The 23,803-nt window shown below is 60.9% G+C and carries 17 protein-coding genes; 4 read left to right on the top strand and 13 right to left on the bottom strand.

Going from position 1 to position 23,803, the window contains the following annotated elements; genetic code table 11:
• Positions 1-272 precede the first annotated feature (272 nt).
• The 4 genes from V7116_RS17675 to V7116_RS17690 form a co-directional block, all read right to left on the bottom strand.
• Positions 273-719 carry a hypothetical protein gene (locus V7116_RS17675; protein WP_324393284.1) on the bottom strand — a complete coding sequence of 149 codons (447 nt, stop codon included), beginning with the start codon at positions 717-719 and terminating at the stop codon, positions 273-275.
• Positions 720-841: 122 nt separating this feature from the next.
• Entirely contained in the window at positions 842-1,384 is a 543-nt protein-coding gene (locus V7116_RS17680; protein ID WP_324393285.1) for a cysteine hydrolase family protein, read from the bottom strand.
• Between the two features lie 173 nt (positions 1,385-1,557).
• Positions 1,558-3,750 (bottom strand): hypothetical protein, encoded by a 2,193-nt coding sequence (locus tag V7116_RS17685; RefSeq protein ID WP_324393286.1) that lies wholly within the window; start codon positions 3,748-3,750, stop codon positions 1,558-1,560.
• Positions 3,751-4,323: 573 nt separating this feature from the next.
• The gene (locus V7116_RS17690) at positions 4,324-4,923 is read right to left on the bottom strand and encodes a dihydrofolate reductase family protein (RefSeq protein ID WP_324393287.1); all 600 of its coding nucleotides are present in this window, start codon (positions 4,921-4,923) and stop codon (positions 4,324-4,326) included.
• Positions 4,924-5,092: 169 nt separating this feature from the next.
• Here V7116_RS17690 and V7116_RS17695 point away from each other — a divergent pair, with 169 nt between their 5' ends.
• The 3 genes from V7116_RS17695 to V7116_RS17705 all read left to right on the top strand — a co-directional run bounded on the left by V7116_RS17695 (position 5,093) and on the right by V7116_RS17705 (position 8,957).
• Positions 5,093-7,744 carry a LuxR C-terminal-related transcriptional regulator gene (locus V7116_RS17695; RefSeq protein ID WP_324393288.1) on the top strand — a complete coding sequence of 884 codons (2,652 nt, stop codon included), beginning with the start codon at positions 5,093-5,095 and terminating at the stop codon, positions 7,742-7,744.
• A 148-nt stretch (positions 7,745-7,892) separates the two neighbouring features.
• The gene (locus V7116_RS17700) at positions 7,893-8,132 is read left to right on the top strand and encodes a hypothetical protein (RefSeq protein ID WP_324393289.1); all 240 of its coding nucleotides are present in this window, start codon (positions 7,893-7,895) and stop codon (positions 8,130-8,132) included.
• A 60-nt stretch (positions 8,133-8,192) separates the two neighbouring features.
• The gene (locus V7116_RS17705; RefSeq protein ID WP_324393290.1) at positions 8,193-8,957 is read left to right on the top strand and encodes a DUF4386 domain-containing protein; all 765 of its coding nucleotides are present in this window, start codon (positions 8,193-8,195) and stop codon (positions 8,955-8,957) included.
• 649 nt (positions 8,958-9,606) lie between these two features.
• Here V7116_RS17705 and V7116_RS17710 read toward each other — a convergent pair.
• The 5 genes from V7116_RS17710 to V7116_RS17730 form a co-directional block, all read right to left on the bottom strand.
• Positions 9,607-10,416 carry an ABC transporter ATP-binding protein gene (locus V7116_RS17710; protein ID WP_324393291.1) on the bottom strand — a complete coding sequence of 270 codons (810 nt, stop codon included), beginning with the start codon at positions 10,414-10,416 and terminating at the stop codon, positions 9,607-9,609.
• The gene (locus tag V7116_RS17715) at positions 10,406-11,416 is read right to left on the bottom strand and encodes an ABC transporter ATP-binding protein (protein ID WP_324393292.1); all 1,011 of its coding nucleotides are present in this window, start codon (positions 11,414-11,416) and stop codon (positions 10,406-10,408) included. The genes V7116_RS17710 and V7116_RS17715 overlap by 11 nt, the downstream gene beginning before the upstream one ends.
• 7 nt (positions 11,417-11,423) lie before the next feature.
• On the bottom strand, positions 11,424-12,551 hold the full coding sequence (locus V7116_RS17720; protein ID WP_324393293.1) for an ABC transporter permease: 1,128 nt from the start codon (positions 12,549-12,551) through the stop codon (positions 11,424-11,426).
• 141 nt (positions 12,552-12,692) lie between these two features.
• Positions 12,693-13,697 (bottom strand): ABC transporter permease, encoded by a 1,005-nt coding sequence (locus tag V7116_RS17725; RefSeq protein ID WP_324393294.1) that lies wholly within the window; start codon positions 13,695-13,697, stop codon positions 12,693-12,695.
• A gap of 134 nt (positions 13,698-13,831) precedes the next feature.
• Positions 13,832-15,649, bottom strand: a complete 1,818-nt coding sequence (locus V7116_RS17730) for an ABC transporter substrate-binding protein (protein WP_324393295.1) — start codon at positions 15,647-15,649, stop codon at positions 13,832-13,834.
• Positions 15,650-16,228: 579 nt separating this feature from the next.
• Here V7116_RS17730 and V7116_RS17735 point away from each other — a divergent pair.
• Complete coding sequence (locus V7116_RS17735) at positions 16,229-16,522, top strand: hypothetical protein (RefSeq protein ID WP_324393296.1); 294 nt, start codon at positions 16,229-16,231, stop codon at positions 16,520-16,522.
• A gap of 122 nt (positions 16,523-16,644) precedes the next feature.
• Here V7116_RS17735 and V7116_RS17740 read toward each other — a convergent pair whose 3' ends face one another.
• The 4 genes from V7116_RS17740 to V7116_RS17755 all read right to left on the bottom strand — a co-directional run bounded on the left by V7116_RS17740 (position 16,645) and on the right by V7116_RS17755 (position 23,599).
• Positions 16,645-17,547: a hypothetical protein gene (locus V7116_RS17740; RefSeq protein ID WP_324393297.1), complete on the bottom strand. Its 903-nt coding sequence runs from the start codon at positions 17,545-17,547 to the stop codon at positions 16,645-16,647.
• Between the two features lie 425 nt (positions 17,548-17,972).
• On the bottom strand, positions 17,973-20,507 hold the full coding sequence (locus V7116_RS17745; RefSeq protein WP_324393298.1) for a beta-mannosidase: 2,535 nt from the start codon (positions 20,505-20,507) through the stop codon (positions 17,973-17,975).
• 171 nt (positions 20,508-20,678) lie between these two features.
• Positions 20,679-22,907, bottom strand: coding sequence for a beta-glucosidase BglX (gene bglX / locus V7116_RS17750; protein WP_324393299.1), 2,229 nt, complete (start codon positions 22,905-22,907; stop codon positions 20,679-20,681).
• Between the two features lie 86 nt (positions 22,908-22,993).
• A complete protein-coding gene (locus V7116_RS17755; RefSeq protein WP_324393300.1) occupies positions 22,994-23,599 on the bottom strand; it encodes a TetR/AcrR family transcriptional regulator in 606 nt (201 codons plus the stop codon).
• Positions 23,600-23,803: the final 204 nt, after the last annotated feature.

The following is a 23,803-nucleotide window of genomic DNA, read 5'->3' on the forward strand; positions in this document are numbered from 1 at the left end:
CCTTCCCCCACGCAAGCGGAGGGAAGGGGAAGCCACCCCACGCAACCCTGTTGCGCGGGGACCCCCGGAGAAAAAACGGGCGGCGCAAGTCCCCGACCGTACGGATCGCAGGGGGTTGTGCCCGTTTCCGGGATCGGGGGTGAGATTTTGATGGCAACGGGACGGACTTTGCCGAATCGCGTAAACGGGAGGCGCGCATGCAGGCCGTGGAGGGGGCTGTAAACGGCAGCGGCGATCCCGCGATCGCCGCTGCCAAGAGGGGGGTGTGCCGGTTAAATCCCCAAATGCAAGATATAGAACTCCCCGCGACTGTCGATGACTTGCTGCGCATACGCTGCCAGCGTGGAAAGCTTTGATACAAAATCATCCCGAGGAACCTTTAGACGGGGATGGAAGTTCATTTGATGCGCCTCGTCGAACGTGTAGTCGTGATCCAGCAAAATCAAGATTTCAGGTCCTGCTTTGAAAAGATCAGCCCACGCCTGAAAAACGCGAACGGCGGCGGCCCCTTCGGTTCGTATGACGGTCGGGCCAAACCAGAATAATCCCCGGTGCGGCTTTTGTTTAAACGGGTCGCACGTTTCTATCCATATCAGGGTATCCGCGAGATACCGCAGGTGATCGTGATAGATGACTACTCCGCCGTCCCGATCAACTCCTTTGAAGTATTCCTCGTAGCCGAAATCCTTCAAGCTGACCAGATGAAAAGAATGGTTCAAGTGCACCTGCTGCCGACTGCGGCAGCGATTCTACAACCGGATACACAGGTCAGTATAACAGGGATCGCGCCTCGGAGATCACATTGTTGGCGGCGAGGACTGAATGTGCAGACGCGAGACAGCTACAGGCGGGTGAAGTCCATGGTCTGCGCCGCGCAGAGCTCTATACCCTCCTCGGAAAGCTGGCGGTTCCACGTCTCTACCAGCCTGACCGCGTCCTTGTGGTAGCTGCTGTGCCCATCTTCGACCAGAATCACCCGGTAGCCGTGTGCGTTCGCATCCTGGCAGGTCGCTTTGACGCAGCCGTGCGTCACCAACCCGGTTACGACCAGCGTGTTCACCCCGCGCGACTGGAGATCAGGGTGCAGCGGGGTGTCTTGCAGGGCGCTGCCGTGGCGCTTTTGCAGGATCAGATCGGCGGGATCGGGATGCAGCGAGGGGTGAAGCTGCCAGCCGTCGCAGCCTTCCGCCAGGAAGGACGCGTTGGTGTGGCGCACGTAGACGACCGGCACGCCCGCTTGATGCGCGCGATCCGCGAGCAGGGTGATGTGCGCCAGTAGATCGCCGGCCTTGTGGATGGGCGTGCTCTTTTCGAACAGCGCGCGCTGCACGTCAATGACCAGCAGCGCGGGGCGGCAGGGGACGTTGTGCTCAGGTTCCGACATGAGCTTGCTTCTTCAGACGCAGATGAAGTGAATGCGCTCAGATTATATGTTCTATTTCTGTGAAATGCGACACAAATGGAGAGGGAGCCGGAAAGGGTGTGACGATGTTGGGGGATGCCGGGCTTCTAACGCCGGGCACCCCCCATGTTTCCCCGGATGACACTCAGAACGCGTCAGGAAGTGCACTGGACTGGCTGGGTGACCGGCATCCACTGTCCCCAGCCGCCCGCGCTGCGCGCGTAGACGATCTGGTAGAGATTGCCGTCTTGACCGAGCGCGAAAACGTCCAGAAGCGACCCGTCCGGGCTGTTGGCGACAGCCGGGGCCGACGCAAGCTGTAGGCCGGGCACCACCTGCCAGCCGCCCCATCCACCGCCACCGCGCGCGTAAACCAGCTCGTACAACCGCCCATCATTCCCCTGGACGAAAACGTCCAGCAGGCCGCCGTCCGGGCTGTTGATCACCGCGGGCGCAGAGGCGAACCGGATGCCGCCCGGCAGGGGCGTCCACGCGCCCCAGCCCGCGCCGCCGCGCGTGTAAACGATCTCGTAGAGGTTCCCGTCCTGGCCGAGCACGAAAACATCCAGCACCGAGCCGTCCGGGCCGTTGACTGCCGCGGGCGCAGAGGCAAGGGCGATGCCACCCGGCAGCGGGGTCCACGACTGCCAGCCGCCACCGCCGCGCGCGTAGACGATTTCGTAGAGGTTGCCATCCGATGCGACCGCAAAGACATCGAGCAGCGCGCCGTCCGGACTGTTGATCGCAGCGGGGGCCGACACAAAGTAGAGACCGCCCGGCAGGGGCGTCCACGACTGCCAGCCGCCACCGCCGCGCACATACGTGATTTCGTAGATGGCGCCGTCTTTGCCGGTGACAAAGACATCGACGAGCGAGCCGTCAGGACTGTTGACCACCGCGGGCGCGCCGACAAACTCGACGCTTCCGGGCAGCCACGCCCAGTCGCGCCAGCCCACGCTTTGATCGCGCGTGTAACTGGTCTGGGCGACGTAGCCGCTGCCCGCCAGCGCGAACAGGTTCAACAACTGTCCGTCGCTCGAATTGACGGCGGCAGGCGCCGACACGAACTGAAGGGCTTCGCGCGCCGGGGGAATGTCAAAAAACACGTTGATACTCGAACCGGCGGCCCCAACGCAATCCACGCCGATGCTGCTGGACGAGCCGTCCTGCCAGCGGCTGTTGGCCGGAGAGGAGCCGGGCGTGAAATTGTAACTTCCGAGCGGATCGGCTCCATCCCACAGCGAGGCCCACGCGTCCGCCGGGGCCATGCCCTGGGCGCGTTCGAGGTGGATTGTCTGCCTGCCCCACCCATCCTGCCCGGCGTAGTTTTCGTCGATGTGCCAGATCGCCAGCCCTTGATCGGGCAAGCCCTGTTCGTAGGAGCTGCCGGGCCAGCGATTCTCCACGATGAAATATTCGCCGCTGCTGTGGTTGGGGTTGTAAAGGATTGCGGCGGTGGGACTGGTTTCGACCGCGTCGAGAACGTACCAGCCGTCTGAGGTAATGACGGTGGGCGTCAGCCAGCCCAGCTTGATCTTCGACCAGGGATCGAGGTGCGGCGCAGTGAGGCAGGTCGTGCCGGGAGTGCCTGGACAGGTCCCCTGGTGCTGCGCCATGAGCGAGTACCCGGCGTTTCCCAGGTAGCCGATCGTCGAATCCTCGTACAGATCGTCCAGGCCCAGTGTCGAATGTCCCAGTTCATGAGCGATCAGAGCCAGAAGATGCGGATCGTCATCGGCGACGCGCGCCAGCGTGGACACCTGGACGCCCTGCGACAGGCTGGGGACATTCACCGGCTGCGGGTAGATCCCCCGCTCGCGGCCTCCTGCCGCCTCGGGATAGATCCAGAGGATGGACAGCTCGTCTTCCCGAATCCGGCCATCCTGATTGGTATCCCAGTCTGAGAACCTGAAGTTCGTCTGAAGCTCGACCTGTTGGATCACGTAGGCCGATTTTTCGCGCTCGATGTCGTATCCCCCGGCATAGAGGAAGTCGGCGGAGGACTCGTTCCGGCCCGTTGTGGAGGGGTCGTCCTGCGCGATCAGCCACGGAGTTGTGTAGGCTTCGGTAAACGTGAACTGACCGTACGAATTTTCGAGATAGTAGGCGGCAACGCTGTCTCTTGCGCCGAAGATCAGATCGTGAATCTGCTGTTGATTTCTGGTCCAGGCGTGCGAGGCGTCTGCCGTTCCGAGCAGGATCACCAGAAGGGGCTGCGTCCCGGTTTTGTGCTGAACGGGCCCGTACGGCTGCGTAAAATCAGAAGGGGTTTGGGCAGTGCCGAACTGCGGGCCAACGAGCAGCGAGACGAGGGACGTCAAAACGATGAGCGTTCTTAGCGGTCTCATCTTGATTCTCCTTCGCCACGAGTGACCGTGCGATCTCACTATCGGGAGTAGAGGCTGGGGCGGGGCCGTGCGGTGCATTGGCCTGAAGCATATGGCGATGATAGGGACGTGGGGCGGTGGCAGTGAAGGGGGATGCGGGCTTGAGGGCAGCCATCGTCCGCCGGGTTCGTGGTGACGCGGCAGGGGGAGAGAGCCCGCAGCGCATCACACAATCCTTCCCGATGCGAGCCGCCCGTGTGAAGTCGCGGCTCCGCCGGTGAAGGGAAGGTGCCTGGAATGTTACAGTCCAGTGTCTTCAGTATCGCCCGGAAGGGTTACCGGCCAGTAGTGACGAGTATCCTCGTTGGGATTGTAATCTCTCCTCTCAGCCGGGGACGCCAATCGGGGTGATGGGCGGTGGGGGCTTTCAAAAACCCTTCCGGCCTTCCATCTCCGAACTGCTTCTCCCGCGCAATCCTATCGTGCGGGGACCTGAAGGGAAAAACGGGCGGAGCAAGCCCCGCCCCTACGGATCGCGGAAGAGTGAAGGCGTGAGAAAGCGGTTCTCTCGCTCAAAACGGGCACAACGGGCTGTTAGAACGATCCTGTTTTGACGTCCCCTGCGCGCTCGTAGTTGGCGACGATCACGCCGTTGGGCGACAGTCTGGTTTCGGACACTGTGAACGCCGCCGGAAGCGTGCCATCCGCGAACAGGCGTTTGCCGGTCCCCAGGGTGACGGGGAAGATCTTCAGCCAGAACTCGTCAACCAGATCGTGCTTCAGGAGCGTCTGGATAAGGTCGCCGCTGCCGTGCACCTGGAGGTCCGGGCCGTCTTGCTGTTTGAGCTTTTTGAGTTCATCCACCAGGACGCCGCTGCTCAAAAAGACCGAGTTACTCCACTCGTGGGTGGTGAGGGTATCCGAGGCAACGTATTTGGTCGCCTTGTTGATCGGGTTTTCGCCGCCGTCGAAGTGCGGCCAGTAGGAGGCAAAAATGTCGAACGTCTTTCTGCCGAGCAGCAGATCAAAGGGCCTGCCCATTTGCTCGTCCATAATCTGGCCGAGAAAGTCGTCAAAGTAGGGAACCGTCCAGCCCCCGTAGGCGAATCCGCCGCTGGGGTCTTCCTGCGGCCCGCCGGGACCTTGCATGACTCCATCGAGCGTTATGAAGGAGAGGACAACCAGTTTTCTCATGTGCCACCTTCTCATATAAGTTGATGGGTTCACTTTCGTTTTAGCTGATTCCCACTTTGGGCGACAAATTCCACGGCGGCGCGAGCAGCCCTCAGACGCCGGGGTATGGACGCGTTCCGCTGCCCGCGCTGCGACTGGCGCGACACCTTCTAATTTCTATAATTGGTCCATGTTCACGCCACTGCTTGCGACCAAACTGTATATCCCCGCGCCCCGGGCTGGCGCGGTTCCGCGTGCCCGCCTCATCGAGCGGCTGAACGAGACACTGTGCAGCGGGGACGACTTCAAGCGCAAACTGACGCTGGTTTCGGCGTCTGCCGGATTTGGCAAAACGATGCTGATCAGCGAATGGGTGGCCGGATGCGCGCGCCCGATCGCGTGGCTGTCGCTCGACGAAGGCGATAACGATCCGCAGCGCTTCCTGGCATACCTGATCGCGGCGCTGCAAACCGCCCTGAAATCGCAGCCGGTGGGGCATCCCGTCGGAGAAGCGGCGATGAGCGCGCTGCAATCCCCGCAGCCGCCGCTTGCCGACTCGATCCTGACGATTCTGCTCAACGATCTCACCGCCATCCCGGATCAAGTGGTGCTCGTCCTCGATGACTACCACGTGATCGACTCCGCGCCGATCGATGCGGCGCTCTCGTTCCTGCTCGATCACCTTCCGCCGCAGATGCATCTGGTCATTGCCACGCGCGAAGATCCGCAGCTTCCCCTGGCGCGACTGCGCGCACGCGACCAACTGACGGAAATCCGCGCCGACGATCTACGTTTTACGCCCGGCGAAGCGGCTGAATTTCTCAATCAGGTGATGGGCCTCGCGCTTTCCACAGAAGCCGTCGCCGCGCTGGAAACGCGCACGGAGGGTTGGATCGCGGGCCTGCAACTGGCGGCGCTTTCGATCCAGGGGGGCGCGGATGCGGCCAGCTTCATCCGGTCGTTTACCGGCAGTCACCGCTACGTCGTGGACTATCTGGTGGAGGAAGTGCTGCACCGGCAGCCGGAGCCTATCCAGGTATTTTTGCTGCGCACATCCATCCTCGACCGGCTGTGCGGCCCGTTGTGTGATGCGGTCACGGACGGCGCGGCGGGATCGGGGCAGGCGGCGCTGGAGTCGCTCGAACAGGCGAACCTGTTTTTGATCCCGCTGGATGACGAGCGGCGGTGGTATCGCTACCATCACCTCTTTGCCGAAGTGCTGCGGCAGCGGCTGGCGCAGGACGGGGATCAGACGGCTGCTGCGCTGCATGCCCGCGCCAGCCGTTGGTACGAGGATAACGGCTTCGAGCTGGAGGCCTTCTATCATGCGGCGGCGGCCAACGACGTCGCGCGGGCGGCCCGGTTGATCGAAGGCGTGGAGGGGCCGCTGTATTTCCGTGGAGCCGCTCGGCGTGTGTTGAACTGGCTGGCCTCGCTTTCGCCCGCGGCGTTCGAGGCGGAACCGTCGCTGTGGGTGATCGACGCCTGGGTGCTGACCGTCACCGGCCAGCAGATCGACAGTGTGGAGGGAAAACTGCGCGCAGCGGAAGCGGCTTTGGACGCGGCGGAGCCGGATGCGCGCACGCGCGATCTCAGCGGCCAGATCGCGACGATCCGCGCCCTGCTGGCCGGTCCGCAGGCTCAGCTTGACGTGATGCTGGCGCAGTCCGAGCGCGCCCTGGACCTGTTAAGCGTGGAGAATCTGCCTGCGCGGACCATGGCGACCTGGGTGCGCGGGCTGGCGTACCAGTACCGGGGGGAGCGTGCGGCGGCGAGGCGGGTTTACGATGACGCCGTCGCCATCAGCCGGAAATCGGGCAATACAATGGTAACGATCGCGGCACTGACCTCCCTGGGCCAGATTCAGGAAGCGGAGACCCAGCTTTATCTCGCGCAGCAATCGTACCGGCGCGTGCTGGAGCTTGTGGGCGATCCGCCGTGGTCGATGGCGTGTGAGGCGCTGCTCGGGCTGGCGCGCCTGCACTACCAGTGGAATGATTTCCCATGCGCCGAAGAGTATGCGCGGCTGGGGCTTGAACTGGGGCGGCAGATCGAAAACATCGATACGCCGGTCGCCTGTGGCGCGCTGCTCGCGCGGCTGCGGCGGGGTCAGGGCGATTTGGACGGCGCGGTGGCGCTCCTGGCGGAAGCGGAAGCATTCGCCCGGCAGCGTAATTTTCTCAATCAACTGCCGCTGGTCGCAGCGGAGCGGGTGCAGATCTTGCTGGGGCAGGGCAACACGTCAGCCGCCGCGCGCGTGGCGGAAGACTACGAACTCCCCCTCAGCCGGGCCCGCATCGCCCTCGCGCAGGGCGAGTACGCCGCCGCATCGGGCATTCTCGACATTGTGCGGCGGGATGCCGGGGCAAAAGGCTGGTGGGACGATCTGCTGCAGGCGGCGGTGCTGGAGGCGGTCGTGCAGCGTGCGCGCGGCGAGGTGGACCCGGCGCGGCAGCAGCTCGAAGACGCGCTGGTGATGGCTACGCCGGGTGGGTTCATCCGCCTCTTCGTGGACGAAGGACCGCCCATGCTCAGGCTGCTGGCCGACGCATCGGCGCGCGGCGTGATGCCCGACTACACGCGTAAGCTGCTGGCGGCTTTCGAGGCGGAGCCGGACGGGGCGAGCCAGACGGTTTCGCAGCCGCTGGCCGAGCCGTTGAGCGAGCGCGAACTGGAAATTCTCAGGCTGGTCGCGTCGGGGCTGTCTAACCGGGAAATCAGCGAGCGGCTTTTCCTCGCCATGAGCACCGTCAAGGGACACAACCGCAACATCTTCGACAAGCTGAACGTCAAACGGCGGACCGAAGCCGTGGCCCGCGCGCAGGAGCTAGGGCTGCTGTAGCGATCTCTCTCCCCGCTGCGCTACCCATACCACCCATTCCCCGAAACCATACTTTAGTAGCTCCACAACAGTACCGCTTTCCCGATAGGCTATCTGTACTTGAACGCGTGACACAATCCGTTTCGACCCAACGAACAGGCAGCCGCCGATGTCCGACCAGCGCGATCCCCAATTGAGCCAGGAATCAATGGTGTATCAAATCCGGCTTGAGGGCCATTTGAACGACCCGTGGGGCGACTGGCTCGGCGGCGTGACGATCGTGCGGGACGCGAACGGCGAGACGCTGGTCACCTGCCCGGTGGCCGATCAGGCGGCGCTGTACGGCCTGCTGCGGAAAGTGCGCGATGCCGGGCTGACGCTGATTTCGATCAATCGCATCGACGCCTGACAGGACATCCGTCACGAGTTCATACACCGCATCCAGATAGCCAATCAAGGAGCATAAGTCATGACGGTCAACACCATTGCCTCCGAAAGCGTTCGCATTCCGGCCCGCACCGCTCGCACCTCGCCGCTGACGATCGCGCGGATCGCAGGGATCCTGTACCTCGTAATCACCATCGCGGCCATCGTCGCCCATTTTTACGTGCCGTCTACCCTGATCGTGCCCGACGATGCCGCCGCAACCGCCAGCAACATCACGGCGTCTGAAACGTTGTTCCGGTTCGGGGGCATCGGCGCTGAATTTGTGGTCCTGTTGAGCGAGATCGTGCTGACGGTTCTGCTTTACGTCCTGCTCAAGCCGGTGAGCCGCACGCTGTCGCTGGTCGCAGCGGTCCCGCGCCTGATCATGACCACGATTCACGGGATCAACCTGCTGAACTACTTCTTCGTCCTGCTGCTCCTGACCGATTCCAGCTACACCGCTGCATTTGACGCCGATCAGCAGCAGGCGCTGGTGTCGCTGTTCCTGGATGCGCATCACTACGGCTTCGCAATCGGCATCGCCTTTTTAATCCTGCACGTCTTCGTGCTCGGCTACCTGATTTACAAGTCTGGCTACATTCCGCGCGTGCTGGGCATCCTGTTCCTGCTGGCCGGACTCGGCTACCTGATCGACAGTGTGGGCATTCTGCTCCTGACCAATTACGAAACGCCGGGGATCGTCGCATTCCTCATCGCCACCGCCGAGATCGCGTTCCCGCTGTGGCTGCTAGTGAAGGGCGTCGATACCGAACGGTGGGCCGCCCGCGCCGCCGAGACGGCCTCATAGCGCCGTGCGGGTGTTCTCGACTGGAGAAGCGCGCGAACGTTATTCAGCGATGGCTAAACCGAAGGCCCAGGTGATCTGCCTGGGCTTTTGTGTTTGACCGGACCTGTGTCGATCAAGCCCGCACCGTGACGGGGTGAGATACCGCGCTAAGAGCGTGTTATGCACTTGTAGCCCCCCATCCCCTAGCCCCTTCCCCCATGCAAGCGGAGGGAAGGGGAAGCCACCCCGCGCAACTCTGTTGCGCGGGGACCCCGGGAAAAACCCGGGCGGGTTTCAAACCCGCCCCTACAGTTCGCAGGGTCACGAGAGCATGAGAAGCCAGTTTTCTCCCTCGAAAAGTGCATAAAGCCTCTAAGGTGACGCAGACATCAAGCGTCGTTGGGTAAGATATATCTTACAAGCAGAAGTGTCCCGTTGTCATGAGACCGGAAGCCTGATCGAGCCGGGAAGAAGGCTGACGTGGCCGGGAACCTGTCCCACCAGCGACGTTCCAGAAGAGGGGATTTGTTTTGGCGATCAAAACAGCGCAGCGGGCTTGAGCAAGCCGCTGCGCTGTGTAAGTGCTTTGAGGTGGGTCGCTCGACCAAAACGGCGACCTCGACCGGATCCTTTTACGCTGTTTTCTCTACGGGTATCGAGCAGCCCGCATTTATACCGTCGAAAGATCCCATTCCTCGTGGAGCTTCGGAACGTCGTTGAGCAGGCGTTTGGTATACGTTTCTTGCGGGTTCAAGATCACGTCGTCGGCAGATCCGCTTTCGACGAATACGCCGTGCTCCATGATGTAGACCGTGTCCGAGACGTAGTAGGCCAGCCCGATGTCGTGCGTGATGAAAATCGGCGTCATGCCGATTTCGTTGCGCAGATCCATCAACATGTCCAGGATCGTCGCGCGCGAGCAGGCGTCGATCATCGAGGTAGGCTCGTCGGCCAGCAGGATTTTCGGCTTCAGCAAAAAGATGCGCGCAATCATCAGGCGCTGCTGCTGCCCACCGGACAGCTCAAAGGGATACTTGTTGGTCAGCTCGTCAAACTTCAAGTTGACAAAGCTGCACGCTTCCTGCATCATCGCGCGTTTTTGTTCGTAAGGCAGCCTGCGCCCGCCGCGCATCCGGATGCAATCGAGCAGGACGGTATCAACCTTCCTGAAGATGTTGTACGAAGAGAACGGGTCCTGGAAGATGGCCTGGATATTTTTCCAGTATTCCTTCTTCTTCCGGTAGGAGCGGATGTCGCGGGGCTTTCCCTCGAACAGGATCTCGCCTTCGGTGGGCTTGAGCAGCCCCAGCAGCATCTTGGCGAGGGTGGTCTTGCCGCTGCCCGACTCCCCAACGATCGAGATGATCTCGCCTTTTTTGAAGCTGAAATCGACGTGATCAACGGCGACAGTCCGCTGCGCGCCAAACCCAAACGTTTTTGTCAGGCCCTTGCCGCTCAGGATCTCCGTATCACTCTTCATTTTCGTACGCCTTCCTCAGATCTTCTTCCGGTATGATGCAGCGATAGGCGCGCCCCCCCTCAACTTCACGCAGATTAATCGACATCACCCGGCATTCGGGCATGACGAATCTACAGCGATCCGCAAACCGGCATCCGGCGGGCGGCTTTTTCAGGTTGGGCGGGGTGCCAGGGATTGCGGTCAGCTTCACATTACGCAACCCCGCCTCTGGGACGATGATCGATCCCATGAGGGCCTTGGAGTAAGGATGGATCGGGTCGAAGACAACTTCCTGGGCAGTGCCCTTCTCCACGATCTGCCCGGCGTACATGACCATGATGTCGTCGGTAACGTTGTAGAGCAGCGGGAGTTCATGCGTGATGAAGATGAGCGCCTTGATGATGCCTTTTTCCATCAAGTCCATGATCATCTTGATGACCATCTTCTGCGACGTCACGTCGAGCGCAGAGGAGGGTTCATCGGCAATCAGCACTTTGGGGGAGAGGATCACCGAGGTGGCGATCACGGTGCGCTGCTTCATGCCACCGGACAGCTCGACGGAATATTTTTGCAGCACTTTGGGCGACAGGCCCAGCAGCTCGAACCGCTCGGCGGCGAGGTCGTAGATCTCTTTTTTTGTGGTCTTGGGATAGTGCGCCTGAACGACATCCTCGATGAAGTTGATGACCTTCTGCGTGGGGTTCAGCGCGTTCATCGCGGCCTGGGGGATGTAGGAAATTTCGTTCCCCAGGATGGTCCTGCGAACGTCGTCGGGGTCCATGCCCGTGATGTTCTGCCCATCGACGATGATTTCCCCGCTGGCGTAGTGCAGCGGCGGAAAGTAGTAGCCCATCAGGCTGAGCGCCAGGGTCGATTTGCCGCAGCCGGACTCACCGGCGATGCCTAACGACCGGCCCTCTTTGACCTTCAGGGAAACGTGATCGACGGCGTAGATTTTTTCCTGGAACCGGGTGACGTAATTGGTCGTAAGCTCGTTAACTTCCAGTATAACTCGTGACATGCGACACTTAGTCCCTTAAGGCCGGGTTGAACACCTGGTCCAGGCCCGTATTCATTAAGTTCATCGAGAACGTGATCAACGCGATCATGACGACGACCGGGAAGTATGCCCACCACTTGCCCATAATGTGCGCCTGGTAAATCATGCCCCAGTTCATCATCAGGCCCAGAGTGGGGACCTCCGTCGTCTTGGGGCCCAGCCCGATGATCGACAGGTTCGCTTCGATCAGGATGCCCGACGAGATTTGCAGGATCAGCGCCATGACGACGTAGGAAGCGAGGTAGGGCAGGATGTCTGTCATCAGAATGTGCGCGACAGAATGCCCGGAAAGTTTCGACAGGTTGACATGATCGCGGTTGCGCAGCGAAATGACCTGCGCACGCACGGCCCTGGCCGTCCATACCCACGACGTCAGCCCGATCACCACGGCGATCACGAAGGCGCCGCGCTCCTCCTGCCCGATGCTGAAGGAGATCAGGATGAGCAGCACAAAGCTGGGGATGACGGTGAACAGGTTGTTGATGAACATGATGATGTCATCAGCGAAGCCGCCCAGATAGCCGGAAACCAAACCCAGCACCAGACCAATCGACGTTGCAATGATCCCCGCGACAAGCCCGATGCTCAAGGATACGCCGGTTGCCTTGACCAGTTCCGTCAGGACATCACGCCCGAAGTTGTCCGTTCCGAGGGGCAGCACGCGGATATTGGGCACCTGGCCGACATTCACGTAATCGGTTTGGTTGACGATGCCCGTTTCTTCAAGCGCGCCCGATTCTGGATTCGGGGCGGCAAGGATCAGCGCCTCGGTGGACATGAGTCCGTCCAGCGAGTTGTTGAGGCGAATATAGTAGTTTCGATCTGCGTTGGTCATGCCGGCGATGCGGAGGGTCTGGTCGAAGTTGTTTGCCCACAGCTCGAGCAGGGCAGCCGTATCGTCGATGTTGATCTCGTCTTGCGAGATGCCCGCGGCGAGGAGCCACTTTTGCATCGCCAGACGGTCGTCCTGGGTCAGCCGGCTGTCAATGCGCTTGGCCGCTGCGTCGTCCAGGATCAGCGTGTAGCGGGTGGACGAATCGACGCTGTCGTAAATGTTTGCGTAGATGCCGGGCGGCAGGAAGGTTCCCCGGCTCACAACGTCCAACGGCGGATATTTTATAAGCAGAGGGTAGATTAACACCGTCAGCAGGATCGCCACTAAGATGACAAAGCCGACGATGAATTTTCCTGATCGAAAGATTTGTTTAAATGTATGTTTCATGATCGTTTTTTCCGCCTATTCGGACTGAGCAGCTTTGACGCGCGGGTCAATCAACCCGTAGACGATTTCGAGGATAAAGAACGCGATCAAAACCATGATGGTGATAATCAGCGTCGTTGCCGAAATCAGCGGGTAGTCGCCACCCAGCACAGCGGTCAGGATGGTTGAGCCAAGCCCTGGATAACTAAAGATCGTTTCTGCGACCAGCGCGCCACCCACCATCGTGCCGATGGACAGCGCCAAGCCGGTGACCTGGGGCAGCATTGCGTTTCTGAAAACGTACCGGATAATCTTGCGGTCTTTGACGCCCAGGAACCGCGCATATTTTACGTAATCCGCGTTTAGCTCGTAGATCGCCATCGAGCGCATGCCGATGGCCTGTCCGCCAACGGTAATCAGCACAATCGACCAGAACGGCAGCTGATAATGCACAATGACGGACCACACAAAATCCCAACTGGTATTGGGAATCATGTCAAATCCATAGCCGCCCGATGTTGGGAACCAACCCAGGTCTACGGCAAAGATCACCAGGAGGATTACCGCCATACCGAACGCGGGTAGATTGCTGAGGAAGAGGCTGAAAGGCAGAAGGACTTTGTCGAAGCCTTTCCGCGTGTAGGCTGCCAGCGCGCCGAGGGTGTTGCCTAATATCCACCCGACGATGATTGCGGGAAACTGCAGCGCTACGGTCCACCAGATGGACGAGCCGATGACATCGGCAACGGTTCGGGGATATTGGCTGATCGAGTAGCCAAAGTCGCCACGAAAGACGTTCCGGATGTAGATCAGGAACTGCTCGATCATGGATTTATCGGTGCCAAACAGCTTGGTGTACTGCTCGTACACGGCCTGAACACCTGTCGCATTGGACATACCCTGGGCCATTCTGGAAACAATGGCGGTGACCGGATCGCCCGGCATCAGGCGAGGCAGAATGAAATTGAGGATGAATGCGCACTGTAGAGTGACAACGAACCAGATCAATTTTTTAAGATAATAGTTCCGATACTCTTTCAACCCGCCGCTCCTGACAGTAAATGTGATGGAAGATACTAAAGAGGTAACAGTCACCTCGTGGTCTCAGCGTCGGGTTTGAGTTCCAACGGCTGAGGCCACTGTGATGAGGTGACTGTTACCCGATCGTCAGTTAATTAGGGGTTGACCAGTTCCAGGTTGTAGAGACCGGCAACACCCCAACCATCCATCATGTCCAGCGGCGGCACGGGCGGGTTGGTACCATCACCGTCATACGGGAAGTTGGTCCAAACGCTTTCGTTCACCGTGTGGAAGGACTGCGGGCGGTACATCAGGGTGAAGGACGGAATGTCAGACAGGTACATCTGGACCAGTTCCGTGTACATTTCCTTCAGCTTGGCTTCGTCGGTTTCCTGCGGGATAGCAGCGATGATCGCGTCCGCGTCAGGATTGGCGTAGCCACCCCAGTTACCGTTCCAGTTGCTCGTCATGCCGTTGAATTCGGAGCTCATCAGCTTGCGGATACGGCTCCAGGGCTGCGTCGGGCCAGCACCATCGCTCCACATCATGAAGATGTCGTAGCCTTCGGGCAGCGGGGCGTCCGACTTGGTGACGACCGTCTGGTATACGGACCACTCGGGGTAGTTCGTGGTGATGTCGATGCCGATTTCCTTACCGGCAGCGGCGACCACTTCGATAGCGGCCTGCCAGTCGGACCAGCCGTTGGGGGCAGTCGCAACGTAGCTCAGCTTCTGGCCGTCCAGCTCACGCCAGCCGTCGCCGTCGGTATCAACGATACCGGCTTCGTCGAGGATGGCATTCGCGCCTTCGATGTCATTGCCAGCCCACTGCAGGTCGGCAACGGCGTCGTGGTCGTACATGGCCTGCTCACCGGCGGTCGGGTTCATCAGCGAGCGCGGAACCTGATCGAAGGTGGCGGACTGGTTGGTCATGGCGTTGGCGATGATGGTCGGGTAGTCGACCGCGATCGCGATAGCCTTACGCACTGCAAGATTGTCCAGACCATAGGAAGACCCGGTCAGGTTGTAGAACGCGGTCGGCAGGGTGGCGCCGATGCCATAGGGGGCTTCCGGCAGGTACGTGGAGATCGGCAGGCCGTCCTGCAGCCAGAGGTCCTGAACGTTGGCGTTGAACTGCTGGCTGACGTCTACTTCACCAGCCTTCAGCGCGGTCGTACCGGCGGCGTTGTCCTTGTAGATGATGTGCGCCAGGTACTTCGGAACGGGCAGCTTGCCCCACATGCTCGCGTCCTGGCCCCAGTAGTTGTCGTCACGGATGAGGACAACCTTGGAGTCGTCGGCGAAGTACTTCATGTACGGGCCGGAGGCCACGACGTCTTCAGCGGCGTCCGCCAGCAGGGCGGTCGCATCGCCAGCGACGCGCTCTTCCAGAACCTGGGTCCAGGCCTTCTGGATGACGTAGTTGGTGCTGACATACGCCTGAACGAGGAGCGGATTGACCGCCGCGCCTGCGTCGTTCAGCTTCGCCTTGATGACGACAGTGTATTCGTCAGTCGCAACGATATCTTCGATGTAATCGACGTTGGCGGCTGCCGTCGGGGTGTTGTACTTGACATGGGTTGCCCAGGTGTAGACCACGTCTTCCGCCGTCAGCGGGGTGTCGTCGCTCCAATGAGCAGCCGGGTTGATCTTGAAGGACAGCTCGGTACGGTCGGCGTTCCACTCGTAGGGGCCTTCCGCCAGCAGCGGGTAGACCTGACCGTCGAGCATGTTGTACAGGTAGGGGGTCTCGAACATGAGGACGCGGGCGTTGTCCTGCTGGGCAATCGTCATCGCGTTGTTGTTGTTATTCGAGAACGGATTCCAACCAACCACCGAGCCCCACTGCTGCCCATTGAAGTACAGCGTCTCATTGCGCGGCAGGTCTTCCTGGGCAATGGACGGGGTCGGGGTTGCGGTCGCGACTAACGCTACCACAAGTAATGCGACAATCAAAAAACGGTTAAGCTTCATTGCGAACACGCTCCTGGAGAAATAAGTAGTACTTAATAGAGTCCCGGTATGTTACCGGTGATCATGAGTTCCTGTGCAGCGACCACCTCCCTCCGGCCCGGACGCGGCAGACTCATAATGTGGTATGGACTCACAAGCTAATTGGGAAACAATCAACTGTGTGACGTAAATATAGATCTTAACGCTTAACCCCATACTTCATGGCTTTCACCATGCGTATCGAGATTATTATACCTCGAAGAATAGCATGAGGAGGTTCATGACGCAAGAACTACAAAGAAAGACCGCATAGGAAAAAAAGTGGTATGCCATTCATAGCGTACCCCATTACGGCTGAGTGCACCGAAACCGGCTCAAATACCAGTTGCCGGACAGTAGTAGAACCCTGGGATTGGACCGCACAGTCACCGCGTCAAATGGTGGGGGCAAAAGGCCGGTTCCAGGCGAAAAAAAGTGGTAGTCGAACGGACTGTTATAGTATTATTAATATACCACTTTGGACTCTTCAAAAATACTCCTTTTGGCGGATTACACCACCCCCTGCCTCTTGTATGATTATGTCATCTGTAGAGCAGTACGATGAAACACAGAAAGGCGGCCAACATGTTTGCGCCCACGAATCCTGAAAATGAACGTATCCGCGCCCAGTCTATCCTGCGCTCGTTCACGGAATATGACGAGGCGGTCGAGCTGTTCGCGCCGAAGAGCGCTCAGTCCGAAGTGACTGAACCCGCTGCCACGACCACACAGAATAACGAGCACTTGATGACGCGGGTTTTCAACGCGGTCAAGCGGGAACGCCGCTCCGGTACCGCTGGGGCCGCTCAGCAGCCCGTGTATTCACCCCGACGGGTTACTACTACCGGCTGCTAACCGCGAACACGCGCAGCGGTAGATCGCACACCTGGAGATGTGTAGTAACAACGCCCACAGCACGCCCTGCTGTGGGCGTTTGTTTTGCCCGGTGACCGCCAGGGCGCGGCACCGCCATGCTGCTAGTTGACCGCCCCAATACCGGAGCGATTCCGCGCACTGCGCAGTGTCCACCGCCATAAAGCCGCAAGCAGCAGCTCACGAAGCAGCAGCGTCCCGATTATGAATAACACGGCATAACCCAGGTCTATCCGGGACATGTAGCTTGCCATGGGGCCGAGGGTCGCCGCCGATAAAATGCTCGTGAAATTCAGCCGCCATGTTTCTCCCCGTTCAAGCGTCAAAAGCGTTTCTACGACAACGATCTCGGCCAGCCAGATAGACAGGACCGCCACGATCGAGGTCAGCATCGCCGCACGGATCGAGCGGGCGGCTGTGCCCGATGCCAGCGCCGCCACCGCCAACAGCGCGTAATACTGGATGCGGTCGAAGAGAAAGAGCAGGCTGCCCAAAACGGGAACCGCAAACATCGCGGCGTAGAGTATGACGTCATGCCATCCGCCGGACTGAATCGTGTCAACCGGTATCAGCGTCAGGCTGGTGATCCCGATGACGGCGGCGGCGCTCATCAGCAGGATGCCGATCGTGTACGTCAGCACCCGGATGTGCCACAGCGCCCCGCTGGCTTTGCCGAGCAGAATCGCGTTGGTGTCGTAGGGAACGGCGAGCAGAAACTCCCACCTCGATTTGGTGCGCTCCTCCACGATGATGGGGCCCAGGGTCAACGCGAGCGCCAGCGTAAAAATCAGCAGGGGGGGCACGAAGAAAAAAAGGATGTTCTTGACGTAGAGAATGCCCAGGAGGATCCACAACAGCCCGACCGGCAGCCAGAGGATGCGAAAGCGACCACTTTGCTCGATGACGGTGCGCCAGCTTGAAGCCCGGCTCGCATCGCGCAGAAAAATGGCATTTTCAGAGGCGCCCGAGCCTAAGAATACGTAAGCAAACAGCATCCAGGTAATCATTGGCGTAGTTAGTCCGATCGGATGACGGGGTGAGTGCGGGCGGTAAGGTATTTTAAGTTGGGCGTACGCAGTGAGGCGGCATCGTCTACCCTCTATTATTGTGCCATCTTGCTTTGATTGCTAGATGACAGCACGCACCCAACCGGCTGACGTTTGGTGCTGGGGTATGCATTTTAGCCTCCCATCCCCTGGCCCCTTCCCCCACGCAAGCGGAGGGAAGGGGAATCACCCCACGCAACCCTGTTGCGCGGGGACCCTGGCGGAAAAACGGGCGGAGCAAGCCCCGCCCCTACGGATCACGGGATCATGAATGCGCGAGAAATCGGTTCTCGCGCTCAAAAGCGCATGACAGCGACAAGAAAAAGCGGTATCGAGAAACCTCGATACCGCTTTGGCGTTGAAGCGGAAAGAAGACCGGATGGCGTTTAGCGCGATTTCACGGCCAGCATGTTTGGCGTGAGCGGGATGGTCGCGTTGGTGACGGTGATCGTGCGCTGCTCGCTCGGTTCCAGGTCGAAGTAGTTGTCGCTGAACGCGGTGCCTTCATGCGGCACGCTCAGGTTTACGAAATACGCGTATTTGTCGGCGCTGATATGGACGTTCAGCGTGTGTTCGTCCACCGCCTCGATCGTCACCGAGACGGGCAGCGCGTCGCGCTGAAGGTCCATGATCGGCACGAAGAAGTGGCGGTTGGCCGGGAACAGCCCGCTTGCCGACTGCACGCTGAGGTAGCGATCCGGCCCGGCGGCGAGATTCTCGGCGGCCAGCCGGACCACGCACGCGCTGCTGTTCGGCTCCAGCGACACCGCTTCTTCACGCTGCCAGAATGTCTGCCCGTCGAAAGCGCGCAGGCGGATGGTCACGGTGTCGTCCAGCGCGGCCAGCCGGTCGTTGGTGATCCACAGCTCCACGCTGCCGTCGTCCAGCGCCTTGAACGAGGCCAGCACCGGGGCGTAAACGCGCTTGGCGTAGAAGTAGCCCGCTTTGCCGAAGCCGTAGTAGTCCACCACGCTCCAGCTCAGCACCGGCCAGCAGTCGTTCAACTGCCAGAACAGCGTGCCGGAGCAGTGCGGCTTGCGGCGGCGGAAGTGCTCGATCCCGAACTTCAGCCCTTCGGCCTGCGCGATCATGCTGAAGTCGATGTACTCGTCCAGGTCCTTGGGCACCCCGGTGACGCCTTCCATCAGCCGGTCGCCCTTGTTCTTGGGGTTGTCCTTGTTGTGGTGGTCCATCGACGGGCTGTGGTGGTAAAGCTGGTCGGCGGGGATGTTGCGCCGCAGCGTCTCGAAGACCGGCGCGGCGTGCATGCCAAACTCGCTGACGAAGCGCGCGGTGTCGTTCGCGTAGCGGCGGTAGGAGACACCTTCCGCGCTGTAATCGACCTTCGGCTCCTCGCCAAACTTACGCGGGCTGGCACCGTGCCACACGTCCCAGTTGTGGCGGTCGCCGTCCGTCATGCTGTTGTGATCGTTGCCGCCGTAGGGGCTGCCGGGCCAGTAGGGGATCTGCCCGTCCAGCTCGGCGCAGGCGCGCGGCAGGATCTCGTCGTAGTAGAGCGAGCCGGGGATATACGCCAGCTGCTTCTGCCAGAAGACCTGATCGAAGATCCACTGGTTTTCGTTGTTGCCGCACCACACCGCCATACACGGGTGTGAGCGCAGGCGGGCGACCTGATAGCGGGCTTCGGCCTCGACCTCCGACACGAACTCCGGCTCGTCTTCGGGGTAGAGGGCGCAGGCGAACATGAAGTCCTGCCAGATCAGCAGGCCCATCCGGTCGCACAGGTCGTAAAACACGTCGTGCTCGTAGATGCCGCCGCCCCAGACGCGCAGCATGTTCATGTGGGCATCGCACGCGGTGCTCAGCAGGGATTCGTACCGCTCGGACGGAATTGTGCCGACGAAGGAGTCCGCCGGAATCCAGTCTGCGCCCTTGGCAAAAAGCGGCACGCCGTTAAGCACGAAGCGGAAGAAGCGCGTGCCCGGCTCGGCGGGGTCGGGCGACTGGTCCAGCTCGATGGTGCGGATGCCGACCTGCTGGGCGTGTTGGTCCAGCTCGACGCCGCCCTGCGCCAGCGTGACCTGAAGCGCATACAGCGCAGGCTCACCGAGGTCATGCGTCCACCACAGCGCGGCGTCTTCGACCGTCAGGTAGGCCGTGCCGCTAACGCTCTCGCCCTCACCGTGCAGCGGGATCGTCGCGGTAACGGGCGACGCGCCTTCGCGGTCCAGCCGGGCGCTGGCCGCCAGCGCGCCCTGCGCGGCGAAACGGTCGGCCTCGACCCACACGGCGACGACGGCCCGGTTCTGGTCGCGGTCGATCTCAAGCGTGTAGAAGTGCACGCCCGCGATCGCGGCGCGGGACTCGCGGCGCAGCTCGACCGGACGCCAGATACCCACTTCCGGCAGGCGCGGACCCCAGTCCCAGCCGTAGCTGAACTGGGCTTTGCGCATGAAGACGCGCGGCTCGTGTTTCCACTGCCATTCCGTCTTGAACTGCTCGAAGCCTTCGGTGTGGGCCAGCGGGCGATCGAAGCACAGCGCGAGGGTGTTCGGCTGGTTGGGCAGCAGCCTGTCGCTGACGTCGAACGCCGCCTCGCGGAACATGTTCTGGTGCTGGCCCAGTTTCTCGCCGTTGAGCCAGATGGTTACAAACGTGTCCAGCCCGTGAAAGATCAGCCGCCACCGCTCACCTGCCGCCAGCGGCTCCGCCGGGCCGTCAAACGTCAGGCGGTACCACCACTCACGATCCTCGATCCAGGCGCACTGTTCCTCGTTCCGGTCGTAAAACGGGTCTTCGATGCGCCCGGCAGCGATAAGCGCGGGATGGACGCCGCCCGGCACATCGACCGGCAGCCACGCGTTGTCATCAAAACTGACCTGAAATGCCCCGGCGTCCAGTCCTTCGCCGGGGGCAAAATCATTCAACTTCCAGGGGGACGATAAAAACACGCTGGGCATCAACTAACACCTTTCCATTTATTCTAAAATAACCCATTCTTCACGCGATTATGACGCATGCCGGGCTGGACGCAAATCCTATAGCGCCCCGGCAGAGGGGCACACAAAGAAGCCGAATCCTGACTTCGTGGGAAGCAAGATCCGGCTTCTGGTGCGAGCGGTTAGGAGCGTTTAGGCAACGACTTCAAATTCCGCATGGAGCGTCGCCTGCGAGTCGGACCCCACCCAGACATCGAAGGGGGCGGCGTCCTGGACCCACTGGCCGAGGCTCGAACTCCAGTACGTGAGCTGGTCCGGGCCAAGCTCGAAAGTGACGGTTTTGGTCTCGCCGGGCTGGAGCGGCACGCGCTCGAAGCCCTTCAGCTCGCGCATGGGGCGCGAGTCGCTGCCAAACCGCTGGTGGATGTACAACTGCACCACTTCATCGCCCGCCACGCTGCCGGTATTGGTCACGTCGGCGGTGACGGTCAGCGCCTCGCCCACCTTCATCTGCGACGCGGAGAGCTTCAGGTTCCTGATTTCGAAGGTGGTATAGCTCAGGCCAAAGCCGAAGGGATAGAGCGGCGTGGTGGGGCTGTCCCAGTAGCGCGAACGGTACATGAAGTGGTCTTCGGGCTGGTGCGTCAGCGTGCGCGCGTAGTACAGCGGGGCATGGCCGCCGCTGCGCGGGAACGTCACGGGCAGCTTGCCGCCGGGGTTGGCGTCACCAAACAGGATGTCGGCCACCGCGTGCCCGCCTTCCGTGCCCGGCTCCCACGCTTCGAGGATCGCCGGGACGTGCTCCGCCGCCCAGTTGATGCTGAGTGGACGGCCATTCAGCAGCACTAACACGACCGGCTTGCCGAGCGCTACCACGGTTTTGAGCAGCTCTTCCTGCCGCCCCGGCAGGTCAATCGATCCGCGCGAGGCCGCTTCGCCCGCCATCAGATCGGTTTCGCCCAGGACCATGATCACCAGATCCGCGCCCTGTGCCGTTTCAACAGCCGTCTGGAAGGCCGCTTCCGCCGCTTCGGGCGTTTGGGCGGGCTTCTTCTTGCCCGGTTCAAAGTCCTCGAAGAACGACGGGTAATCGCGCCGGATCTCAGGGCCGGGGGCGTACTCGACGCGCGCGTCGGGCAGTTTGGCGCGGATGCCTTCGAGCACGGTCACCGCGGCGGGCTGGTGGCCGAAGACCATCCACGAGCCTTCCGTGGCTTCCATCGAGTCGGCCACCGGGCCGATGACGGCCACGTGCTTCAGGTCTTTCGACAGCGGCAGCAGGCCGCCTTCGTTGCGCAGCAGGACCATCGAGCGCTGCGCCGCCCGCCGCGACGCGTCGCGGTGTTCCGGCAGGGCGATGACCCGATCGAGCAGATCTTCGTCGGTATATGGATGCTCAAAGAGGCCCATCTGCACCTTGAGGGCGAGGATCGGGCGCACGGCTGCGTCGATGATGGCTTCATCGAGCGTGCCATCCTCCACCAGCCCGGCCAGATTCTCCAGATAGGCACCGCTTGCCATGTCCATATCGAGGCCCGCGCTCAGGGCGCGGAACGCGGCGTCGCGGTTATCGCGGGCGAAATGCTGGATGACGAGATTGCCGACCGCGAAAGCGTCGCTGACGACGAAGCCCCGGAAGCCCCACTCGTCGCGCAGGACCTCGCGCAGCAGCCAGGGATTCCCCGCCGCCGGGACGTTGTTGAGGTCCATGTAGGCGCTCATGAAGGTTCCGACGCCCGCATCCACGGCGGCCTTGAAGGGCGGGAAGTATACGTTGCGCAGTTGGGCTTCGGGCAGGAAGACCGGGTCATAGTCGCGCCCGCCGTCCGCAGCACCGTATCCGGCGAAGTGCTTGGCGCAGGCGATCACGTGATCGGGCGCGCCGGGATAGGGACCCTGGAAGCCGCGCACCTGCGCCGCCGCCATCGCCGCGCCCAGGACGGGATCTTCACCCGCGCCTTCAACGATGCGGCCCCAGCGGACGTCGCGGGCGATGTCGAGCATGGGGCCGAAGGTCCAGTGCAGACCGGCAGCGCGGGCTTCTTTGGCCGCGACCGACTGCGCCTGCTCGGCTGTGTCGGGATCCCAGGACGCGGCCATCGCCAGCGGTACGGGGAAGATCGTGCGGTAGCCGTGGATCACGTCCAGGGCGAAGAGCAGGGGGATCTTCGAGGGGCTTTCCTCGACGGCGATCTTTTGCAGTTCGTTGAACTTTTTGGTGTCGTTGAGCCACAGGACCGATCCGGCTCCACCCTGACGAATGACGTCGTCGGGCTTTGGCCCCGGCATGAAATCGGCGCCGCCGATCTGGACGAGCTGGCCGACCTTCTCCGCGAGGCTCAACTGCCCCAGGAGTTCTTCGACACGCGCGGCGACGTCGGCTTGCGAGGGAACAGGTGCGGGTGTTTCTACGGTCGTCATTTGTTTCTAATGTCTCCTTTTAAGCTACTAATACTCAGCTATTTTTACGGGCGTTGGAAATCAAGGATCGATGATAGGTAGTGGACTCATTCCCCCTTTAATAAGATGAGAAACTGTTGAAACATGTGCGCCATCTGGAAGCGGTCCGGCTCGTAGAGCCACTGCACCTGCAGGCCGTCCATGATGGCAAACAGCATGATCACCAACTCTTCGGCGGGAATATCACGGCGAATTTCGCCGCGCGCCTGCGCTTCTTCCAGAATGCCGATGCTTTGTTCCCGCAGGGTCTGGTAGCGCCGCTTAAAAAACTCATGCCCGGGATGCGTCTCGTCAATGCTTTCCGCGACCAGCACGGTAAAAAGCTGCACCAGCCCTGGCACCGTCTCGTTGTATTCCACCAGATCTTGAAGCAGGGCGAGGGGCGCTTTCGTGCCGTCCTGCAGGGCCGCATCGAACTTTTGCCGATCGCTGCGATCGCGCTCGGCCAGGACTTCCATTAACAGATGGGCTTTGCTGGGGAAGTGGTACAACAAGCCCGGCTCGGTGACCCCAGCAGCTTTGGCGATGTCGGCCAGCTTTGCGCCGTGGTAGCCGTTCTGCCCGAAGAAGTGGATCGCTTCGCGGATCACCTGTGCTTTGCGCTGTGTGGTTCGTTCGGCCTGAGTACGTTTTGGCTTTGGTTTTTCGCTCATATGCTCATTATACGCCTTTTTTCAACTTACTTACCTAAGATTAAGTAAGTATTTCGGACGAAAGCTTAAAGAGTGAGGTCGGAATTTCGATAGAACCTGTTATGAACTTATACCCCCCATCCCCTGGCTCCTTCCCCCACGAAAGCGGAGCTGAGGGGGCGACAGTAACTTTTTCGCAGCGCATCGCACATGCTTCTATGGCAT

Origin of the sequence: Aggregatilinea sp., from assembly GCF_036822615.1 — a bacterium.
In the GTDB taxonomy this organism is placed as follows: Bacteria; Chloroflexota; Anaerolineae; order Aggregatilineales; family Aggregatilineaceae; genus Aggregatilinea.